This window comes from Arthrobacter sp. Y-9 (assembly GCF_029690065.1).
Classification (GTDB): domain Bacteria; phylum Actinomycetota; class Actinomycetes; order Actinomycetales; family Micrococcaceae; genus Arthrobacter_E.
This window is the reverse complement of record NZ_CP121463.1, coordinates 2,774,383-2,790,263: the sequence shown is the minus strand read 5'-3', so window position 1 is coordinate 2,790,263 and position 15,881 is coordinate 2,774,383. Positions and strand designations below refer to the sequence as shown.

Below are 15,881 nucleotides of genomic sequence, written 5' to 3'. Positions count from 1 at the left end.
TGCTGGACGGTGCGGGGCGTTCGTGTTGCCGCGGTACGACCGCGGCGCGGCCGTTGCGGCTCAGGCGGCGTGGCTCACGCGGCCTTGCCGAGGAACTCCTGCAGACGGCGGACGCCTTCGGCGAGGTCGTCGTCGCCCAGGGCGTAGCTCAGGCGGAGGTAGCCGCTCGGGCCGAACGCCTCACCCGGCACCACCGCGACCTCGACCTCGTCGAGGATGAGCGCCGCCAGCTCGGCACTGGTCTGCGGAATGGCGGTCCCGCCGGCGGCCGTCGGGAACGACTTCCCCAGCAGCCCGCGGACGTCCGCGTAGGCGTAGAAGGCGCCCTTCGGCGTCGGGCACTCCACGCCGTCGATCGCGTTGAGGCCCGCCGTGATCGCCTGACGGCGACGGTCGAAGGCCACCTTCATCTCATCCACCGCGGTGAGCGGGCCGGAGACGGCGGCCAGCGCGGCGATCTGCATGATGTTGGAGACGTTGCTGGTCGCGTGCGACTGCAGGTTGGTGGCCGCCTTGATGACGTCGGCCGGGCCGATCATCCAGCCCACGCGCCAGCCGGTCATGGCGTATGTCTTGGCCACGCCGTTGAGGATGATGACCTTGTCGCCGAGCTCCGGAGCGGCGGCCGCGATGGAGGTGAAGGGCACGCCGTCGTAAGTCAGGTGCTCGTAGATCTCATCCGTGACCACCCAGAGACCCTTGGAGGCGGCCCAGGCGCCGATTTCGGCGACCTGCTCCGGGGAGTACACGGCGCCCGTGGGGTTGGACGGGGAGACGAAGAGCAGGACCTTGGTGTTCTCCGTCAGGGCGGCTTCGAGCTGCTCCACGGTGACCAGGTAGCCCTGCTCCGGTCCGGCGAAGACCTCCACGGGCACGCCACCGGCCAGGCGGATCGCTTCGGGGTAGGTGGTCCAGAACGGGGTCGGGACGATGACCTCGTCGCCCGGATCCAGGAGCGTGGCGAAGGCGTTGTACACGGCCTGCTTGCCGCCGTTGGTCACCAGCACCTGGGAGGCGTCCACCTGGTAGCCGGAGTCACGGAGCGTCTTCTCCGCGATGGCCTGCTTGAGCTGGGGCAGACCTCCGGCCGGGGAATAGCGGTGATACGCGGGATTCTTCGCGGCCTCGATCGCGGCTTCCACGATGTACCCGGGGGTGGGGAAGTCCGGCTCACCTGCCCCGAAGCCGATCACCGGACGGCCCGCGGCCTTGAGGGCCTTGGCCTTCGCGTCCACCGCGAGGGTGGCGGATTCGGCGATGGAGGAGATGCGTCGGGAGATGCGTGAAGAGGGCATGGGGCGGAGTCCTTCGCGTGTTTTTCAGCGTGATCCCGGGGTCAACCGGCACTTCCAAGCTTAGGCTGAGGTGATCCACGAGGCACAGCCGGAACCGGCGATGAGTCCCACTTAGACGTTTTCCCACATCTTGCGTATAGTTGTACCTCGGTGTTGGAAGCCGAAAGGCCATCCGACTCCATAGGGTAGTGGCGCAATTGGTAGCGCAGCGGTCTCCAAAACCGCAGGTTGCAGGTTCGAGTCCTGTCTGCCCTGCGCATGGTTAGCTCCAGGCGTGAGCCGGGAAAACCACAGCACCAGCACTGAGGCTTGCCGAACGGTAGCCGCACGGGTTCGTCAGAACAGCACGGCAAAGAAGAGCGAGGGAACAGTGACCGATACTGCCGCCAATGACGCTCAGGGCCGTCCAGCCAAGAGCGGCGGGAAGAAGGGCAAGAAGCTGGGCTTCTTCGCCCGGATCGCCCTGTTCTTCCGGCAGATGATCGGCGAGCTGAAGAAGGTCGTCACGCCGACCCGCTCCGAACTCCTCAACTACACGCTGGTGGTGCTGGTCTTCGTGGCGATCGTCATGCTGATCGTCACCCTCCTGGACCTCGCCTTCGGCGTGGGCGTCGGCTGGGTGTTCGGCGGCACGGGTCCCACGGAACGCTGACCGACTGACTTTCCGCAGGCCACCGGATCGCCCCCGCGAGGGGGTTGAGATGGCTGCCTGTGGAATTGAGCCATTTAAGTGGGATGCCCCTCTGGGTGGCTCGGCCACCCCGAGCGTACCCACGCTTGCAATGCACTAACGACGAAGCAGGAGACCACGTGTCTGAGCAGGAGCTCGAATTCAGCGAGGCCGTCAACCAGGACGTCGCCCCGGAGTCCCAGGACGCCGTCGAGGCTGACACTGCTGCGCCCGAAACCCCGGCCGCCGAGGCTGAGGAAGCGGAAGCCGTCGCCGAGGCAGACGACGCGGAGGCTGTCGACGCGGAGGAGAGCGACGCCGTCGCCCCCGCAGCACCTGCCGAGGATCCCCTCGAGGCCTTCAAGGCCAAGCTCCGCCGCCAGGAGGGCGACTGGTTCGTCGTCCACACCTACGCCGGCTACGAGAACCGCGTGAAGACCAACCTCGAAACCCGTGTCCAGACCCTGGACATGGAGGACTACATCTTCGAGATCCAGGTCCCCATGGAAGAGGTCGTGGAGATCAAGAACGCGCAGCGCAAGGTCGTCACCCGCGTGCGCATCCCCGGCTACTGCCTGGTCCGCATGGAACTCACGGACGCCTCCTGGGGCGCCGTCCGCCACACCCCGGGCGTCACCGGATTCGTGGGCAACGCCCACAACCCGGTCCCACTGAAGCTGGACGAGGTCGTCTCCATGCTGGCTCCGGTCTTCGAGCAGGAGCAGGCTGAGCAGGAAGGCGGCAAGCAGGCCCGCGTCGCCGCCGCCCCGGTCCACGTCGACTTCGAGGTCGGCGAGTCCGTGATCGTGAAGGAGGGCCCGTTCGAGACCCTGCCCGCCACGATCTCCGAGATCAAGGTCGAGTCCCAGACCCTCGTGGTCCTGGTCTCCATCTTCGAGCGCGAGACCCCGGTCACGCTGGCGTTCAACCAGGTCACCAAGATCTGACACCCCGAGATTTCGTTCCCGGACCGTGCTGCTTTAGCGGTTCTGGAACGTCCGGCCACCTCGCCAAGGTGGTCACCCAACTGAGGCGCACTCCTGTTCCTCAGTAAGCAATTGAGAGAAGGACCCTACATTGGCTCCCAAGAAGAAGGTCACCGGCCTCATCAAGCTGCAGATCCAGGCAGGTGCCGCCAACCCGGCCCCTCCGATCGGTCCCGCGCTTGGTCAGCACGGTGTCAACATCATGGAGTTCTGCAAGGCGTACAACGCTGCGACGGAATCCCAGCGCGGCAACGTCATCCCGGTCGAGATCACGGTGTACGAGGATCGCTCGTTCACCTTCATCACCAAGACCCCGCCGGCTGCTGAGCTCATCAAGAAGGCCGCAGGCGTGGCCAAGGGCTCTGCAACCCCCCACACCGTCAAGGTCGCCAAGCTGACCCAGGCACAGGTCGAGGAGATCGCCACCACCAAGCTGGCCGACCTCAACGCCAACGATGTCCAGGCTGCTGCCAAGATCATCGCCGGCACCGCTCGCTCCATGGGTATCACGGTCGAGTAATCACGGCCTCAGGCCACCCGCCGGTTCGCCGGCACTTCGAAATTCATAACGTCCCGTGCAACGACGGGGCAGTGGCAGGGCCGAGCGCGGTCCGCAGACCACAACTGCACAAGGAGAAATACGCAGCATGGCAAAGCGCAGCAAAGCATATGAGGCAGCCGCCGCCAAGATCGACGCGGAGAAGCTTTACGCTCCGGCCGAGGCGGTCACCCTGGCCAAGGAGACCAACCCCTCCAAGTTCGACGCGACCATCGAGGTGGCTTTCCGCCTGGGTGTCGACCCCCGTAAGGCCGACCAGATGGTCCGTGGCACGGTCAACCTGCCGCACGGCACCGGTAAGACCGCCCGCGTCCTCGTGTTCGCCACGGGTGACAAGGCTGAGGCCGCACTGGCCGCCGGCGCCGACTTCGTCGGTTCCGACGACCTGATCGAGAAGATCTCCGGTGGCTGGACCGACTTCGACGCAGCCGTCGCGACCCCCGAGCTCATGGGCAAGGTCGGTCGTCTCGGTAAGGTCCTGGGTCCGCGTAACCTCATGCCGAACCCCAAGACCGGCACCGTGACCCCGGACGTCGCCAAGGCTGTCAACGACATCAAGGGCGGCAAGATCGACTTCCGTGTCGACAAGCACTCCAACCTCCACTTCATCATCGGCAAGGCCAGCTTCGACGCCGAGAAGCTCGCCGAGAACTACGCCGCTGCTCTGGAAGAGGTGCTTCGTCTGAAGCCGACCGCCGCCAAGGGCCGTTACATCCAGAAGGCCACCGTGGCCACCACCTTCGGCCCGGGCATCTCCGTGGACCCGAACGTGACCAAGGTCGTCCTCGGCGCCTAGTCGCCCCTCGCAGGCTTCGCCTGCACGGTCCCGTCTGACGACGGAGGCCACCCCTGACAGAGGCCGCTCAGCATCGCTGGGCGGCCTCTGGCATTCCCGGCCGGCGGTCGTCCGGACCGGGGACGGCAGTGCGATCGGCCGGGGACGGCGGAGCGGCGCCGGGTTAGGGTGGAAGGATGACGGAGTCCACCTTCAGCATCGAACAGCTGGTCCTGCCGGAGTCTCTCGAGTCCCCGGAGGCCCGGGACTTCCTGGACGTGTGCACGCTGTCGGATGAGCTGGTGCTCCGGACGCGGGGCAATCTGGACCTGGCCACCCCGAACCGCGCACGCTTCATCCTGTGGCGGGACACCGAGTACGCTCGGCTGCGCGTCTACTTCGTGCGCCTCGAAGGCCGCGTGGTGGCCCGCGCCTGGATCCACTTGCCACTCAAGGACAACCTCGACACCGCTTGGCTGAGTGTCGGCGTGCATCCCGACTTCGAGGGCCGCGGTCTCGGCCGGGCCCTGGCGGACCACCTGGAGGCGGTGGCGCTGAGCGAGGGCCGCACCGTGGTCCAGATGGGCACGGAACACCCGACGGGCACTGCGGACGACGACGGCGAGCGGCTCCTCCCGCCGACGGGCAGCGGCAGCGTCCCTGCGGAGTCGCGGGCGGTCCGGTTCGCGCGGCGTCGCGGCTACGAGCTCGTGCAGGTGGAGCGGACGAGTGTGCTCGAGGTGTCCGACGAGTCCCGCCGTGCCGCCCACGCGCTGCTGGAGGAGGCGGCCGCCCGGGCCGAGGAGTCGTACGAGCTGGTCACGTGGTTCGACGAGACCCCGGAGGACTATGTCGAGGATCTCGTCAGGCTCTCCACGAGCATGTCCACGGAGATCCCTCTCGGCGGACTGGAACTCGGCGAGGAGGTCTTCGACGCCGGCCGGGTGCGTGAGATCGACGCCCGCCGCCGTGAAGGCGGCGTCCGCGCGGTGACCACGGCGGCCCGCCACCGGACCACCGGGGAGCTCGCCGGCTATTCCGTGCTCGAGTACCTCCCGGATCACCCTGAGGTGGGGGAGCAGGACAACACCCTGGTGCTGCCGGGGCATCGCGGGCACGCCCTGGGCCAGTGGATGAAGGCCGCCAACTTCGAGAGGCTCCTGGAGGCGTTCCCGGCGGTGCGCAGGATCTACACCTACAACGCGGACGAGAATCAGCACATGCTTGCTATAAACATCGCGACGGGGTTCCGTCCGGCGGGTCATGACGGGCAGTGGCAGGCGCATCTGGACGGTCGTGCGGCAGCAGCGGAGGGGTCATGAGCATCAGGATCGAGCAGCTGTGGATCCCGGACACCCTTGACGGTCCGGACGCCGCGGACTTCCTGGCGGCCGTGGACGTGTCACGCCGGGTCCGGCTCGCCACGTGGGGGACCGACGACCTCGCCTACACGCCGCTGGAGAAGCTCTACGAACTGCGCGACCCCTATGAGCGGCAGGTGCTGCTGACCGCCACCCTGGACGGCGTGATGGTCGGCGTCGCGGACATCTCGCTGCCCCTGCTGGGGGACATCGACGTCGCGGAATTCACCCTGGACATCCTGCCGGAGGCCCAGGGCCGTGGCGTGGGGCGGGATCTCATCCGGGCCGCGGAGCAGTTCGCCCGGTCGGAGGGCCGGCGGCACCTGCTGGTCGACACGAACCACCCTGCCGCCAGCCTCGGGGACACCGAGGACAGCCTGCAGCCGGACAGCGGTCCGGGCTTCGTACCGCTCGCGAGCCGCTCCGTCGACTTCGCCCAGCGCAGCGGTTACACCCTGGAGCGGATCGAGCAGTTCAGCTCCTGCGCCCTGCCGCTGGACACGGTCCTGGAGGGCCAGCTCACGGCGGAGGCCGAGGCCGCGAACGACGGACGGTACCGTCTGCACCACTGGCGGGACCGCTGCCCCGAGCGCTGGCTGGCGGACATGACCGCGCTCGACTCCTCCGCGGAGGACCTCACCCTCGCCGCTGCCGCGGATGCCGGGGTGCCCGCCACCGTCTGGGAGGACTACGACGTGGAGGCGCTGCGCCGTGCGGAGGAGATCGCCATGGCGCAGGGGCGGCGGACGGTGGTCACCGCCGTCGAGCATGTGGAGACCGGCGTTCTCGTAGGCGTCACCACCATCAGCGTGCTGCCGCAGCGGCAGGACGTGGTGTTCCAGGACGAGACCCATGTGCGGCTCGCGCACCGCGGCAACAAACTGGGCCTGCTGCTGAAGATCTCGAACATGCAGCAGCTGCAGGACCTCTTCCCGGATGTCCGCGTGATCTACACCTGGAACGCCCTCGAGAACCGGTATCTGCTCACCGTCAATCAGCAACTGGGGTTCCGGACCGCGGGGGTGACGGGCCTCTGGCAGAAGCAGCTGCCTGATCTCCGCCAGCCGCACCTGAGCTGAGGCCGGCCCGCCGATTTGCCCGTCCGGCGGGATCTCCCGTAAGCTGGGATCACCAAAGACCGTCGGTTGTTGGATATCCCTGTGCTTTCTGCCCTGCAGAACCGTGTGGATCTCCATCGAAGGACCCTTCAGCATAAGGGCGGCCGGCGCAGGTGAACCGAGCGAGAAGTCTGATCTTCCACGCCCCGTGCGCCTGCGCGGGGCGTTTTTTGTTGGTGCCCCTGAGTACCTGATGCGCGGCTCACGCCGCGAGCAGCGAGGACCTTCCTGACCGGCCTGATTCCCCGGAAGGAGGGTTATGACAACGCCGAACAAGGTGGCCGCAGTTTCTGAGATCACCACCGATTTCAACGAATCGACCGCCGCTGTCCTGACCGAATACCGCGGGCTCTCTGTCGCACAGCTCAAGGAGCTGCGTCGTTCCCTGGGCGCGGAGACCAAGTACTCCGTCGTCAAGAACTCCCTGACCGCGATTGCAGCCAAGGAAGCCGGTGTCGACGCGTTCGACGGCCAGCTCGCAGGCCCCACCGCAATCGCCTTCATCAAGGGCGACGCCGTTGCTGCCGCGAAGAGCCTCACGGACTTTGCCAAGGCCAACAAGCAGCTGGTCATCAAGACCGGTTACTTCGAGGGCAAGGCTCTGAACGCTTCGGAAGTTGCCGCACTGGCCGCTCTCGAGTCCCGTGAGCTGCAGCTCGCGAAGGTCGCCGGTGTCCTCAAGGCCCCGGCTGCCGCAGCTGCCCGCATCATTGATGCCCTGCGCATCAAGCTCGAAGAAGAGAACGGCGCTCCGGCGCCCGCCGCTGAGGAAGCACCTGCCGAGGCTCCGGCCGAGGCCGCTTCCGAAGAGGCCTGATCCTCTTCTCCCCACCCACACACTGTGGTGCGCAGGCACCAACTACAGGAAGGACGCCAATCATGGCGAAGCTCAGCAACGAAGAGCTCATTGAAGCTTTCAAGGAACTGACTATCATCGAGCTCTCCGAGTTCGTCAAGCTGTTCGAGGAGACCTTCGAGGTCACCGCCGCAGCTGTTGCCGTTGCAGGCCCCGCCGGTGGCGGCGCTGCTGAAGAGGCCGAGGAGAAGACCGAGTTCGACGTCGTCCTCGAGGCCGCCGGCGACAAGAAGATCGGTGTCATCAAGGAGGTGCGCGCCCTGACCTCCCTCGGCCTGAAGGAGGCCAAGGACCTCGTCGACGGTGCCCCCAAGGCCGTCCTCGAGGGCGTCAACAAGGAGACCGCCGAGAAGGCCAAGGAGCAGCTCGAGGCTGCCGGCGCCACGGTCACCGTCAAGTAGCATCTGCTGCTGGTCGGTTCCCCGGTCCTCTGAGGATCGGAGACTGTCTGCTGAGAAGATCCCGTCCACTTCGGTGGGCGGGATCTTCCGCGTTAACGAGGCCGGGGGAGTGGTGCGCGGACCGGCGCGGCCGGGACGGGCGGTAACCTCCGGTGAACAATTCAGGAATCGTTTCACAACTCCTTCCCAGGGCTGTGACGGCGGCCTAGACTGGCGCTTTGGGCCCCTCGGTCCATCCCCCTCGCGCCCGGTCTCCGGGCGTCGTCCCGTCGTCACCCCCCAGAGGTAACCCATGAGTGAAACCAGCACCGTCAGCCGCCGCGCCATGCTGAGCGCCGCCGTCGTCGCGGGCTCCAGCGCCGGAGCCCTTCTCGCCGCCGCACCTGCCGAGGCGAGCCCCGGCCACGGCGCCAAGCGCTTCCGTCTGACCGTGCTCGGCACCACGGACCTGCACAACAACGTGTTCAACTGGGATTACTTCAAGGACGCCGCCTACGCGGACAAGGCGGGCAATCAGATCGGCATCGCTCAGGCCTCGTCGCTCATCAAGGCGGTCCGCGCCGAACGCGGTGAGTCCAGCACCCTGACCATCGACGCCGGCGACACCATCCAGGGCACACCGCTCGCTTACTACTTCGCCAAGATCCGCCCCGCCTCCCGCACGGTGAAGCACCCCATGGCCCTCGCCATGAACGCGGTGGGCTACGACGCCGTCGCGCTGGGCAACCACGAGTTCAACTATGGCATCGACCACCTGCGCACCTGGGAGCGCCAGCTGACGTTCCCCGTCCTGGGCGCCAACGTCCACGTGGCCGGCCGCGCGGCCCGCGCCTTCAGCCCCTACGTCCTCAAGCGCGTGCGGACCTCCGCAGGCTGGGTGACGGTGGGCATCGTGGGTTTCGTGACCCCGGGCTGTGCCCTGTGGGACCGCCACAACGTGGAGGGCAAGCTGGACTTCAACGGCATCGTCGAGGAGGCGAAGAAGGTCATCCCCGAGGTGCGTGCCGCAGGCGCGGACGTCGTGATAGTCTCCTGCCACTCCGGCGCGACGCCGGGCTCCTCCTACGGTGACGCCCTGCCCTTCCCGGAGAACGCCTCGAGCCAGCTCGCCGAGCAGGTGCCCGGGATCGACGCGATCCTGGTCGGCCATGCGCACCAGGAGATCCCGGAGCGGTTCGTGACCAACACGGCCACGGGACGGCAGGTCCTGCTCACCGAACCCCTGCGCTGGGGCATGCGCGTCTCCGTGATCGACCTGGACCTCGTCAAGGAGCGGGGCCACTGGAAGGTCGAGACCGCTCACTCCCACCTGCTGGACGCCAAGACCGCGCCCGAGGATCCCGCCGTCGTCCAGGCCGTCACCTCCGCCCACCGCGAGGCCGTGAAGTACGTGAACACCGCCATCGGCTCCTCCACGGCGCCGCTGTCGACGGCCACGGCCTGCTGGGAGGACACCGCCGCCATCGACGCGATCAACTTCGTCCAGGCGACCCGGATCAAGGCCGAACTCGCCGGCGGCCCGAACGCCGGGCTGCCGGTCCTCTCGATCGCCGCGCCGTTCTCCCGCTCGGTGGACGTGGCCGCGGGTCCGCTGACCATCCGCGACATCGCCGGCCTCTACATCTTCGACAACACGCTGCTCAGCATCAAGCTCACCGGCGCCCAGCTCAAGGCCTACCTCGAGTGGTCCGCGACGTACTACAAGACCGTCACGGGCACCACGGTGGCCGCCGCGGACCTGACGAACGCCCCCACCGCGCTCGCTCCGGCGGGCACCCCGGATTACAACTACGACATCGTCTTCGGCCTGGACGCACCCCTGGAGTACAGCATCGACGTCGCCCGTCCCGCGGGTCAGCGCATCCAGGGGCTGAGCTACGGGGGAGCGCCCGTCGCGGACGGCGCGGAGTTCGCCCTGGCGATCAACAACTACCGCCAGAGCGGCGGCGGCAGCTTCCCGGGCGTCACCCAGGCTCCGGTCCTGACCAACAGCCAGCAGGAGATCCGCCAGCTCATGATCGATTACGTGGTGGAGCACGGGGTCCTGGATCCTGCGGCCGTCGCCCGCAACGACTGGAAGCTGGTGGTCGACGGTCAGCCGCTGACCGTCACGGCCTGACACGGCTCACTGAATGCGAGAGGCCGGCCGGGCACCCAGATCACTGGGTGCCCGGCCGGCCTCTCCTGTGGGGCAGGAGCCGCGATCAGTCGCGGTAGAGCAGAAGGGCCTCGCCCTGACCACCACCACCACAGAGGGCGACGGCGGCCTTGCCCTGGCCTCGGCGCTTCAGCTCGAAGGCGGCGTGCAGCGCCAGGCGGGCGCCGGAGGCGCCGATCGGGTGGCCCAGGGCGATCGCCCCGCCGTGGATGTTGCAGCGGTCCAGCGGGTAGTCCAGGTCCTTGAGGGACTGCACGGCCACCGAGCCGAAGGCCTCGTTGATCTCGATGAAGTCCAGGTCCCCGGTCTCCCAGCCGGCCCGGCGGAGGGCCGCCTGGATCGCGTGCGAGGGCTGCGAGTGGAGCGAGTTGTCCGGCCCGGCCACCTGCCCGGGGCTGCCCACGACGGCGAGGTAGCCCAGGCCGTGGTCGTCCGCATACTTGCGGGACGAGAGCACCAGCGCGGACGCGCCGTCGGAGAGCGGCGAGGAGTTGCCGGCCGTGATCGTCCCGTCCGTCGCGAACGCGGCCTTGAGGCCGCCCAGGGTCTCCAGGGTGGTCCCGGGACGCACCCCTTCGTCGGTGTCCACGATCAGCGGGTCGCCCTTGCGCTGGGCGATGCTGAGCGGCGCGATCTCCTCGGTGAAGACCCCCGCGGCGATGGCGTCGGCCGCGCGGTTGTGGGACGCGGCGGCGACCTCGTCCTGGGCTCGGCGATCGATGCCCAGGGTGAGATTGAGGCTCTCCGTGGACAGGCCCATCGACTGGCCGTCGAAGGCGTCCGTGAGGCCGTCGTGCGCCGCATGGTCGAGCGCCTGCACGGTGCCGTAGTTCCAGCCCTGCCGCGAGCCGGGCAGCAGGTGCGGGGCGCGGGTCATGGACTCCTGACCTCCGGCCACGACGACGTCGGCCTCCCCCGAGCGGATGAGGCGCGCGGCGTCGATCACGGCGGTGAGCCCGGAGAGGCAGACCTTGTTGAGGGTCACCGTGGGCACGTTCCAGCCGAGGCCGGCTCCCACCGAACTCTGGCGCGCCGGATTCTGGCCGGCGCCCGCCTGGAGGACCTGTCCCATGATGACGGCGTCCACGTCGTCCGGGTCGATGCCCGCGCGTTCCACGGCGGCCTTGATGGCGTGGCTGCCGAGCTGGACGGCGGTCTTGCTGGCGAGCTGTCCGTTCAACCGGCCCTGCGGCGTGCGGGCAGCGGCGAGGATGACAACGTCATTGTTGCTTTCAGTGCTGGACATGGGCCTTCGCTTTCCGTGATGTGGTTCTCCACCAAGGCTATCGCGTGGTGGCCTCGGCTTCGCCGGCCTGCCAGGATGGTGTGGACAGCAGAGGAATGACGGCGATGAAGGAGACTCCGTGACCGAGTCCACCACTGGAAGCGCATCCCAGGAGACGGCCGGTTCCCAGGAGCCCGCGGACCCGCAGGATCGCGTCAGGCGAGACGCCGCGGAGCGGGGCCTGGAGATCGAGATCCGCGAGCGGCCCGCCGCCGGGTCCCTCCAGGAGGCTGCGGCGCTGCTGGGCCTGCCGCCGTCGGGCATCGTGAAGACGCTCGTGGTCAAGCGTTCGGACGGGACGTACCTCTTCGCCCTGGTCCCGGGCGGCCGTGCCATCTCCTGGCCGAAGCTGCGCGCGGTGGTGGGGGTGAACAAGCTCCGTCTGCCGGAGGCCGAGCTCGCCTTCGAGGCCACCGGGTTCGTGCGGGGCACCATCACCCCGATCGGGAGCACCACCGACTGGCCCGTCTTCGCGGACCAGTCGATCACGGGCCGGAGGGTGGCCATGGGGGCCGGCGCGCACGGGTACAGCCTGTTCGTGGACGCCGATGAACTGATCCGCGCCTACGGGGCCACGGTCGCCGACATCACGGTCCCGGAGGACTGACGGCGGCTCGCCGGGTCCCGGCCCGGCTTGACTCGGGCACCGCGACTGAGGTAGACATATTCGTTTCTGTCCTGTATCGTGGATATTTGCGTCTTCCCTCTGTACCTTCGGCCTTCATATAGCGGTGGGCTGGTCGTGTCTGTGGCATTTAAGCAAAGAGTGCTTATGCCGCTCTACGGTCCCGGGTCATATAGCGGTCCCGGTCGGGTGGTGCCAAGCGTGTCGTGCGCTTCGGACACTCAATGGGGGAGGGCTGTTCAGCCCGAAGGTCTGTGGAAGGAACCCTCTTGGTCGCCTCGAGCACCCCAAACAATGAAACCGCTACCACTGATGGTGCGACTCGTCGCATCTCATTCGCGAAGATTCACGAGCCGCTTGACGTCCCGAATCTGCTCGCACTCCAGACGGACAGCTTTGACTGGCTGGTAGGGAACGAGCGCTGGCAGGCCAAGGTCGCCGCCGCTGTCGAAGCCGGCGACGAGTCCGTCGCCACGACGTCCGGCCTGGCCGACATCTTCGAAGAGATCTCCCCGATCGAGGATTTCCAGGGCACCATGTCCCTGAGCTTCTCCGATCCGGAGTTCTACGAGCCCAAGTACACCATGGCCGAGTGCAAGGATCGCGACGCGACCTACTCCGCTCCGCTGTACGTCAAGGCCGAATTCATCAACAACAACACGGGCGAGATCAAGCAGCAGACCGTGTTCATGGGTGACTTCCCGCTGATGACGGAAAAGGGCACCTTCGTGGTCAACGGCACCGAGCGTGTCGTCGTCTCGCAGCTGGTCCGTTCGCCCGGCGCCTACTTCGAGAAGTCCCCGGACAAGACCAGTGACAAGGACATCTACTCGGCCCGCATCATCCCGTCCCGGGGTGCCTGGTTCGAGCTCGAGATCGACAAGCGCGATCAGGTCGGCGTCCGTCTGGACCGTAAGCGCAAGCAGTCCGTCACGGTGCTGCTGAAGGCACTCGGCTGGACCGAAGGCCAGATCCTGGAGGAGTTCGGCCAGTACGACTCCATGCGCGCCACCCTCGAGAAGGATGCCACGCAGACCCAGGAGGAGGCCCTCCTGGACATCTACCGCAAGCTGCGTCCGGGCGAGCCGCCCACCGTCGAGGCCGCCCAGAACCTTCTGGACAACCTCTACTTCAACGCCAAGCGCTACGATCTGGCCAAGGTCGGCCGCTACAAGATCAACCGCAAGCTCGGCATCGACCGCCCGCTGTCCGACCGTGAGGCCTCCATCCTCCACGTCGAGGACATCGTGGCCATGATCAAGTTCCTCGTGGCACTGCACGCCGGTGAGACCACCATCAAGGGCGTCCGTGACGGCCAGGAAGTGGATCTGCGCGTCGAGGTCGATGACATCGACCACTTCGGCAACCGCCGCATCCGCGCCGTGGGCGAGCTCATCGAGAACCAGGTCCGCACGGGTCTGTCCCGCATGGAGCGCGTGGTCCGCGAACGCATGACCACGCAGGACGTCGAAGCCATCACGCCGCAGTCGCTGATCAACATCCGCCCGGTGGTGGCAGCCATCAAGGAGTTCTTCGGAACTTCGCAGCTGTCCCAGTTCATGGACCAGAACAACCCGCTCTCGGGTCTGACCCACAAGCGCCGTCTCTCGGCTCTTGGCCCGGGTGGTCTGTCCCGTGACCGCGCCGGCATGGAAGTCCGTGACGTGCACCCGTCGCACTACGGCCGCATGTGCCCCATCGAAACCCCTGAAGGCCCGAACATCGGTCTGATCGGCTCGCTGGCATCCTACGGCCGTATCAACGCGTTCGGCTTCATCGAGACCCCGTACCGCAAGGTGTCCAACGGCGTCGTCAGCGACGACGTCGAGTACCTCACCGCGGATGACGAGGCCGAGGTCGTCATCGCCCAGGCCAACGCGCCGCTGGACGCCGACAACCGCTTCACCGAGGAGACCGTCCTCGTCCGTGAGCGCGGCGGTGGAGGCGAGCCCGTGCTCATCCCGGCCGAGGACGTGCAGTACATGGACGTCTCCCCGCGCCAGATGGTGTCCGTGGCGACCGCCCTGATCCCGTTCCTCGAGCACGACGACGCCAACCGCGCCCTCATGGGTGCGAACATGCAGCGTCAGGCCGTGCCGCTGGTCCGCGCCGAGGCCCCCTTCGTGGGCACCGGCATGGAGCGCGCCGCAGCCGTGGACGCCGGCGACGTCGTGGTGGCCAAGAAGGCCGGTGTGGTCTCCGAGGTCTCCGCCGACCTCGTGGTCATGCTGAACGACGACGGCACCGAGACGAGCTACCGCATCGGCAAGTTCTCCCGGTCCAACCAGGGCAACTGCTACAACCACCGCGTTCTGGTGGATGAAGGCCAGCGCCTCGAGGTCGGCGGCATCATCGCCGACGGTCCCTCCACGGACCAGGGTGAGCTCTCCCTGGGACGCAACCTCCTGGTCGCGTTCATGTCCTGGGAAGGCCACAACTTCGAGGATGCCATCATCCTGTCCCAGCGCCTGGTGGCCGAGGACGTCCTGTCCTCCATCCACATCGAGGAGCACGAGATCGATGCCCGCGACACCAAGCTCGGTGCCGAGGAGATCACCCGTGACATCCCGAACGTCTCCGAAGAGGTCCTGGCGGGCCTGGACGAGCGTGGCATCATCCACATCGGCGCCGAGGTCGAGGCCGGGGACATCCTGGTCGGCAAGGTCACCCCGAAGGGCGAGACCGAGCTGACCCCGGAGGAGCGCCTGCTGCGCGCCATCTTCGGTGAGAAGTCCCGCGAAGTGCGTGACACCTCCCTGAAGGTGCCCCACGGCGAGTCCGGCACCGTCATCGGTGTGCGCGTCTTCGACCGTGACAACGACGACGAGCTGCCCCCGGGCGTGAACCAGCTGGTGCGCGTCTACGTGGCCGCGAAGCGCAAGATCACGGACGGTGACAAGCTCGCCGGCCGTCACGGTAACAAGGGTGTCATCTCCAAGATCCTGCCGATCGAGGACATGCCGTTCCTGGCGGACGGCACCCCGGTCGACGTGGTCCTGAACCCGCTGGGTGTCCCGGGCCGAATGAACGTCGGTCAGGTGCTGGAAACGCACCTGGGCTGGGTCGCGAAGACCGGCTGGAAGATCGAAGGCGAGCCGGAGTGGGTCAAGAACCTCCCGAACCTGCCTCGTGAGACCGCGCCGAACCAGACCCTGGCCACCCCGGTGTTCGACGGCGCACGTGAAGAGGAGATCGCAGGCCTGCTGAACTCCACCAACGTGACCCGTGACGGTGACCGTCTGATCGACGCCTCCGGAAAGACCCGTCTGTTCGACGGCCGTTCCGGCGAGCCGTTCCCGGACCCGATCTCCGTGGGCTACATGTACATCCTGAAGCTCCACCACCTGGTGGACGACAAGATCCACGCCCGGTCCACCGGTCCGTACTCCATGATCACGCAGCAGCCGCTGGGCGGTAAGGCCCAGTTCGGCGGTCAGCGCTTCGGTGAAATGGAAGTGTGGGCGCTGGAGGCCTATGGCGCGGCGTACACGCTCCAGGAGCTCCTCACCATCAAGTCTGACGATATCCACGGCCGCGTGAAGGTGTACGAGGCGATCGTCAAGGGCGAGAACATCCCGGAGCCGGGCGTTCCCGAATCCTTCAAGGTTCTGATCAAGGAAATGCAGTCGCTCTGCCTGAACGTGGAGGTCCTCTCCACCGACGGCACCACGATCGAGATGCGTGACTCTGACGATGCAGTCTTCACGGCTGCCGAAGAACTGGGCATCGATCTGTCCCGCGCAGAGCCCAGTTCCGTCGAAGAGGTGTAGTGACGTGCGGCGGCGGCTCCGG

General features: G+C 67.2%; 13 protein-coding genes and 1 tRNA gene. 12 read left to right on the top strand and 2 right to left on the bottom strand.

Features of this window, described 5'->3' with window-relative positions; translation table 11 throughout:
• Positions 1-74 precede the first annotated feature (74 nt).
• A complete protein-coding gene (locus P9849_RS12600; RefSeq protein ID WP_278267085.1) occupies positions 75-1,295 on the bottom strand; it encodes a pyridoxal phosphate-dependent aminotransferase in 1,221 nt (406 codons plus the stop codon).
• A gap of 182 nt (positions 1,296-1,477) precedes the next feature.
• Here P9849_RS12600 and P9849_RS12595 point away from each other — a divergent pair.
• The 10 genes from P9849_RS12595 to P9849_RS12550 all read left to right on the top strand — a co-directional run bounded on the left by P9849_RS12595 (position 1,478) and on the right by P9849_RS12550 (position 10,140).
• Positions 1,478-1,550 (top strand) — tRNA-Trp (locus tag P9849_RS12595).
• Positions 1,551-1,665: 115 nt separating this feature from the next.
• Positions 1,666-1,947 (top strand): preprotein translocase subunit SecE, encoded by a 282-nt coding sequence (gene secE / locus P9849_RS12590; RefSeq protein WP_066211598.1) that lies wholly within the window; start codon positions 1,666-1,668, stop codon positions 1,945-1,947.
• Positions 1,948-2,105: 158 nt separating this feature from the next.
• Complete coding sequence (gene nusG / locus P9849_RS12585) at positions 2,106-2,912, top strand: transcription termination/antitermination protein NusG (RefSeq protein WP_278267084.1); 807 nt, start codon at positions 2,106-2,108, stop codon at positions 2,910-2,912.
• A 130-nt stretch (positions 2,913-3,042) separates the two neighbouring features.
• Positions 3,043-3,471 carry a 50S ribosomal protein L11 gene (rplK, locus tag P9849_RS12580; protein ID WP_066211594.1) on the top strand — a complete coding sequence of 143 codons (429 nt, stop codon included), beginning with the start codon at positions 3,043-3,045 and terminating at the stop codon, positions 3,469-3,471.
• A 127-nt stretch (positions 3,472-3,598) separates the two neighbouring features.
• On the top strand, positions 3,599-4,306 hold the full coding sequence (rplA, locus tag P9849_RS12575) for a 50S ribosomal protein L1 (RefSeq protein WP_066211592.1): 708 nt from the start codon (positions 3,599-3,601) through the stop codon (positions 4,304-4,306).
• A 176-nt stretch (positions 4,307-4,482) separates the two neighbouring features.
• Complete coding sequence (locus P9849_RS12570; RefSeq protein WP_278267083.1) at positions 4,483-5,607, top strand: GNAT family N-acetyltransferase; 1,125 nt, start codon at positions 4,483-4,485, stop codon at positions 5,605-5,607.
• A complete protein-coding gene (locus tag P9849_RS12565) occupies positions 5,604-6,725 on the top strand; it encodes a GNAT family N-acetyltransferase (RefSeq protein WP_278267082.1) in 1,122 nt (373 codons plus the stop codon). The genes P9849_RS12570 and P9849_RS12565 overlap by 4 nt, the downstream gene beginning before the upstream one ends.
• A gap of 298 nt (positions 6,726-7,023) precedes the next feature.
• Positions 7,024-7,581 carry a 50S ribosomal protein L10 gene (rplJ, locus tag P9849_RS12560; protein ID WP_066211587.1) on the top strand — a complete coding sequence of 186 codons (558 nt, stop codon included), beginning with the start codon at positions 7,024-7,026 and terminating at the stop codon, positions 7,579-7,581.
• A 62-nt stretch (positions 7,582-7,643) separates the two neighbouring features.
• The gene (gene rplL / locus P9849_RS12555; protein ID WP_066211585.1) at positions 7,644-8,021 is read left to right on the top strand and encodes a 50S ribosomal protein L7/L12; all 378 of its coding nucleotides are present in this window, start codon (positions 7,644-7,646) and stop codon (positions 8,019-8,021) included.
• Between the two features lie 292 nt (positions 8,022-8,313).
• A complete protein-coding gene (locus P9849_RS12550) occupies positions 8,314-10,140 on the top strand; it encodes a 5'-nucleotidase C-terminal domain-containing protein (RefSeq protein WP_278267081.1) in 1,827 nt (608 codons plus the stop codon).
• Positions 10,141-10,225: 85 nt separating this feature from the next.
• Here the strand turns inward: P9849_RS12550 and P9849_RS12545 are convergent, their stop codons facing one another.
• A complete protein-coding gene (locus P9849_RS12545) occupies positions 10,226-11,425 on the bottom strand; it encodes an acetyl-CoA C-acetyltransferase (protein WP_278267080.1) in 1,200 nt (399 codons plus the stop codon).
• A gap of 226 nt (positions 11,426-11,651) precedes the next feature.
• Here P9849_RS12545 and P9849_RS12540 point away from each other — a divergent pair, with 226 nt between their 5' ends.
• Positions 11,652-12,071 carry a YbaK/EbsC family protein gene (locus P9849_RS12540; RefSeq protein WP_307498711.1) on the top strand — a complete coding sequence of 140 codons (420 nt, stop codon included), beginning with the start codon at positions 11,652-11,654 and terminating at the stop codon, positions 12,069-12,071.
• Between the two features lie 287 nt (positions 12,072-12,358).
• A complete protein-coding gene (gene rpoB, locus P9849_RS12535) occupies positions 12,359-15,859 on the top strand; it encodes a DNA-directed RNA polymerase subunit beta (protein WP_278267079.1) in 3,501 nt (1,166 codons plus the stop codon).
• The last annotated feature ends 22 nt before the right edge of the window (positions 15,860-15,881 follow it).

Coding starts and splice junctions, on each gene's coding strand:
- rplL (WP_066211585.1), top strand. CDS start 7,644: ATGGCGAAGCTCAGCAACGAAGAGCTCATTGAAGCTTTCAAGGAACTG.
- P9849_RS12565 (WP_278267082.1), top strand. CDS start 5,604: ATGAGCATCAGGATCGAGCAGCTGTGGATCCCGGACACCCTTGACGGT.
- rplJ (WP_066211587.1), top strand. CDS start 7,024: ATGACAACGCCGAACAAGGTGGCCGCAGTTTCTGAGATCACCACCGAT.
- rplA (WP_066211592.1), top strand. CDS start 3,599: ATGGCAAAGCGCAGCAAAGCATATGAGGCAGCCGCCGCCAAGATCGAC.
- P9849_RS12550 (WP_278267081.1), top strand. CDS start 8,314: ATGAGTGAAACCAGCACCGTCAGCCGCCGCGCCATGCTGAGCGCCGCC.
- P9849_RS12545 (WP_278267080.1), bottom strand. CDS start 11,425: ATGTCCAGCACTGAAAGCAACAATGACGTTGTCATCCTCGCCGCTGCC.
- P9849_RS12600 (WP_278267085.1), bottom strand. CDS start 1,295: ATGCCCTCTTCACGCATCTCCCGACGCATCTCCTCCATCGCCGAATCC.
- P9849_RS12570 (WP_278267083.1), top strand. CDS start 4,483: ATGACGGAGTCCACCTTCAGCATCGAACAGCTGGTCCTGCCGGAGTCT.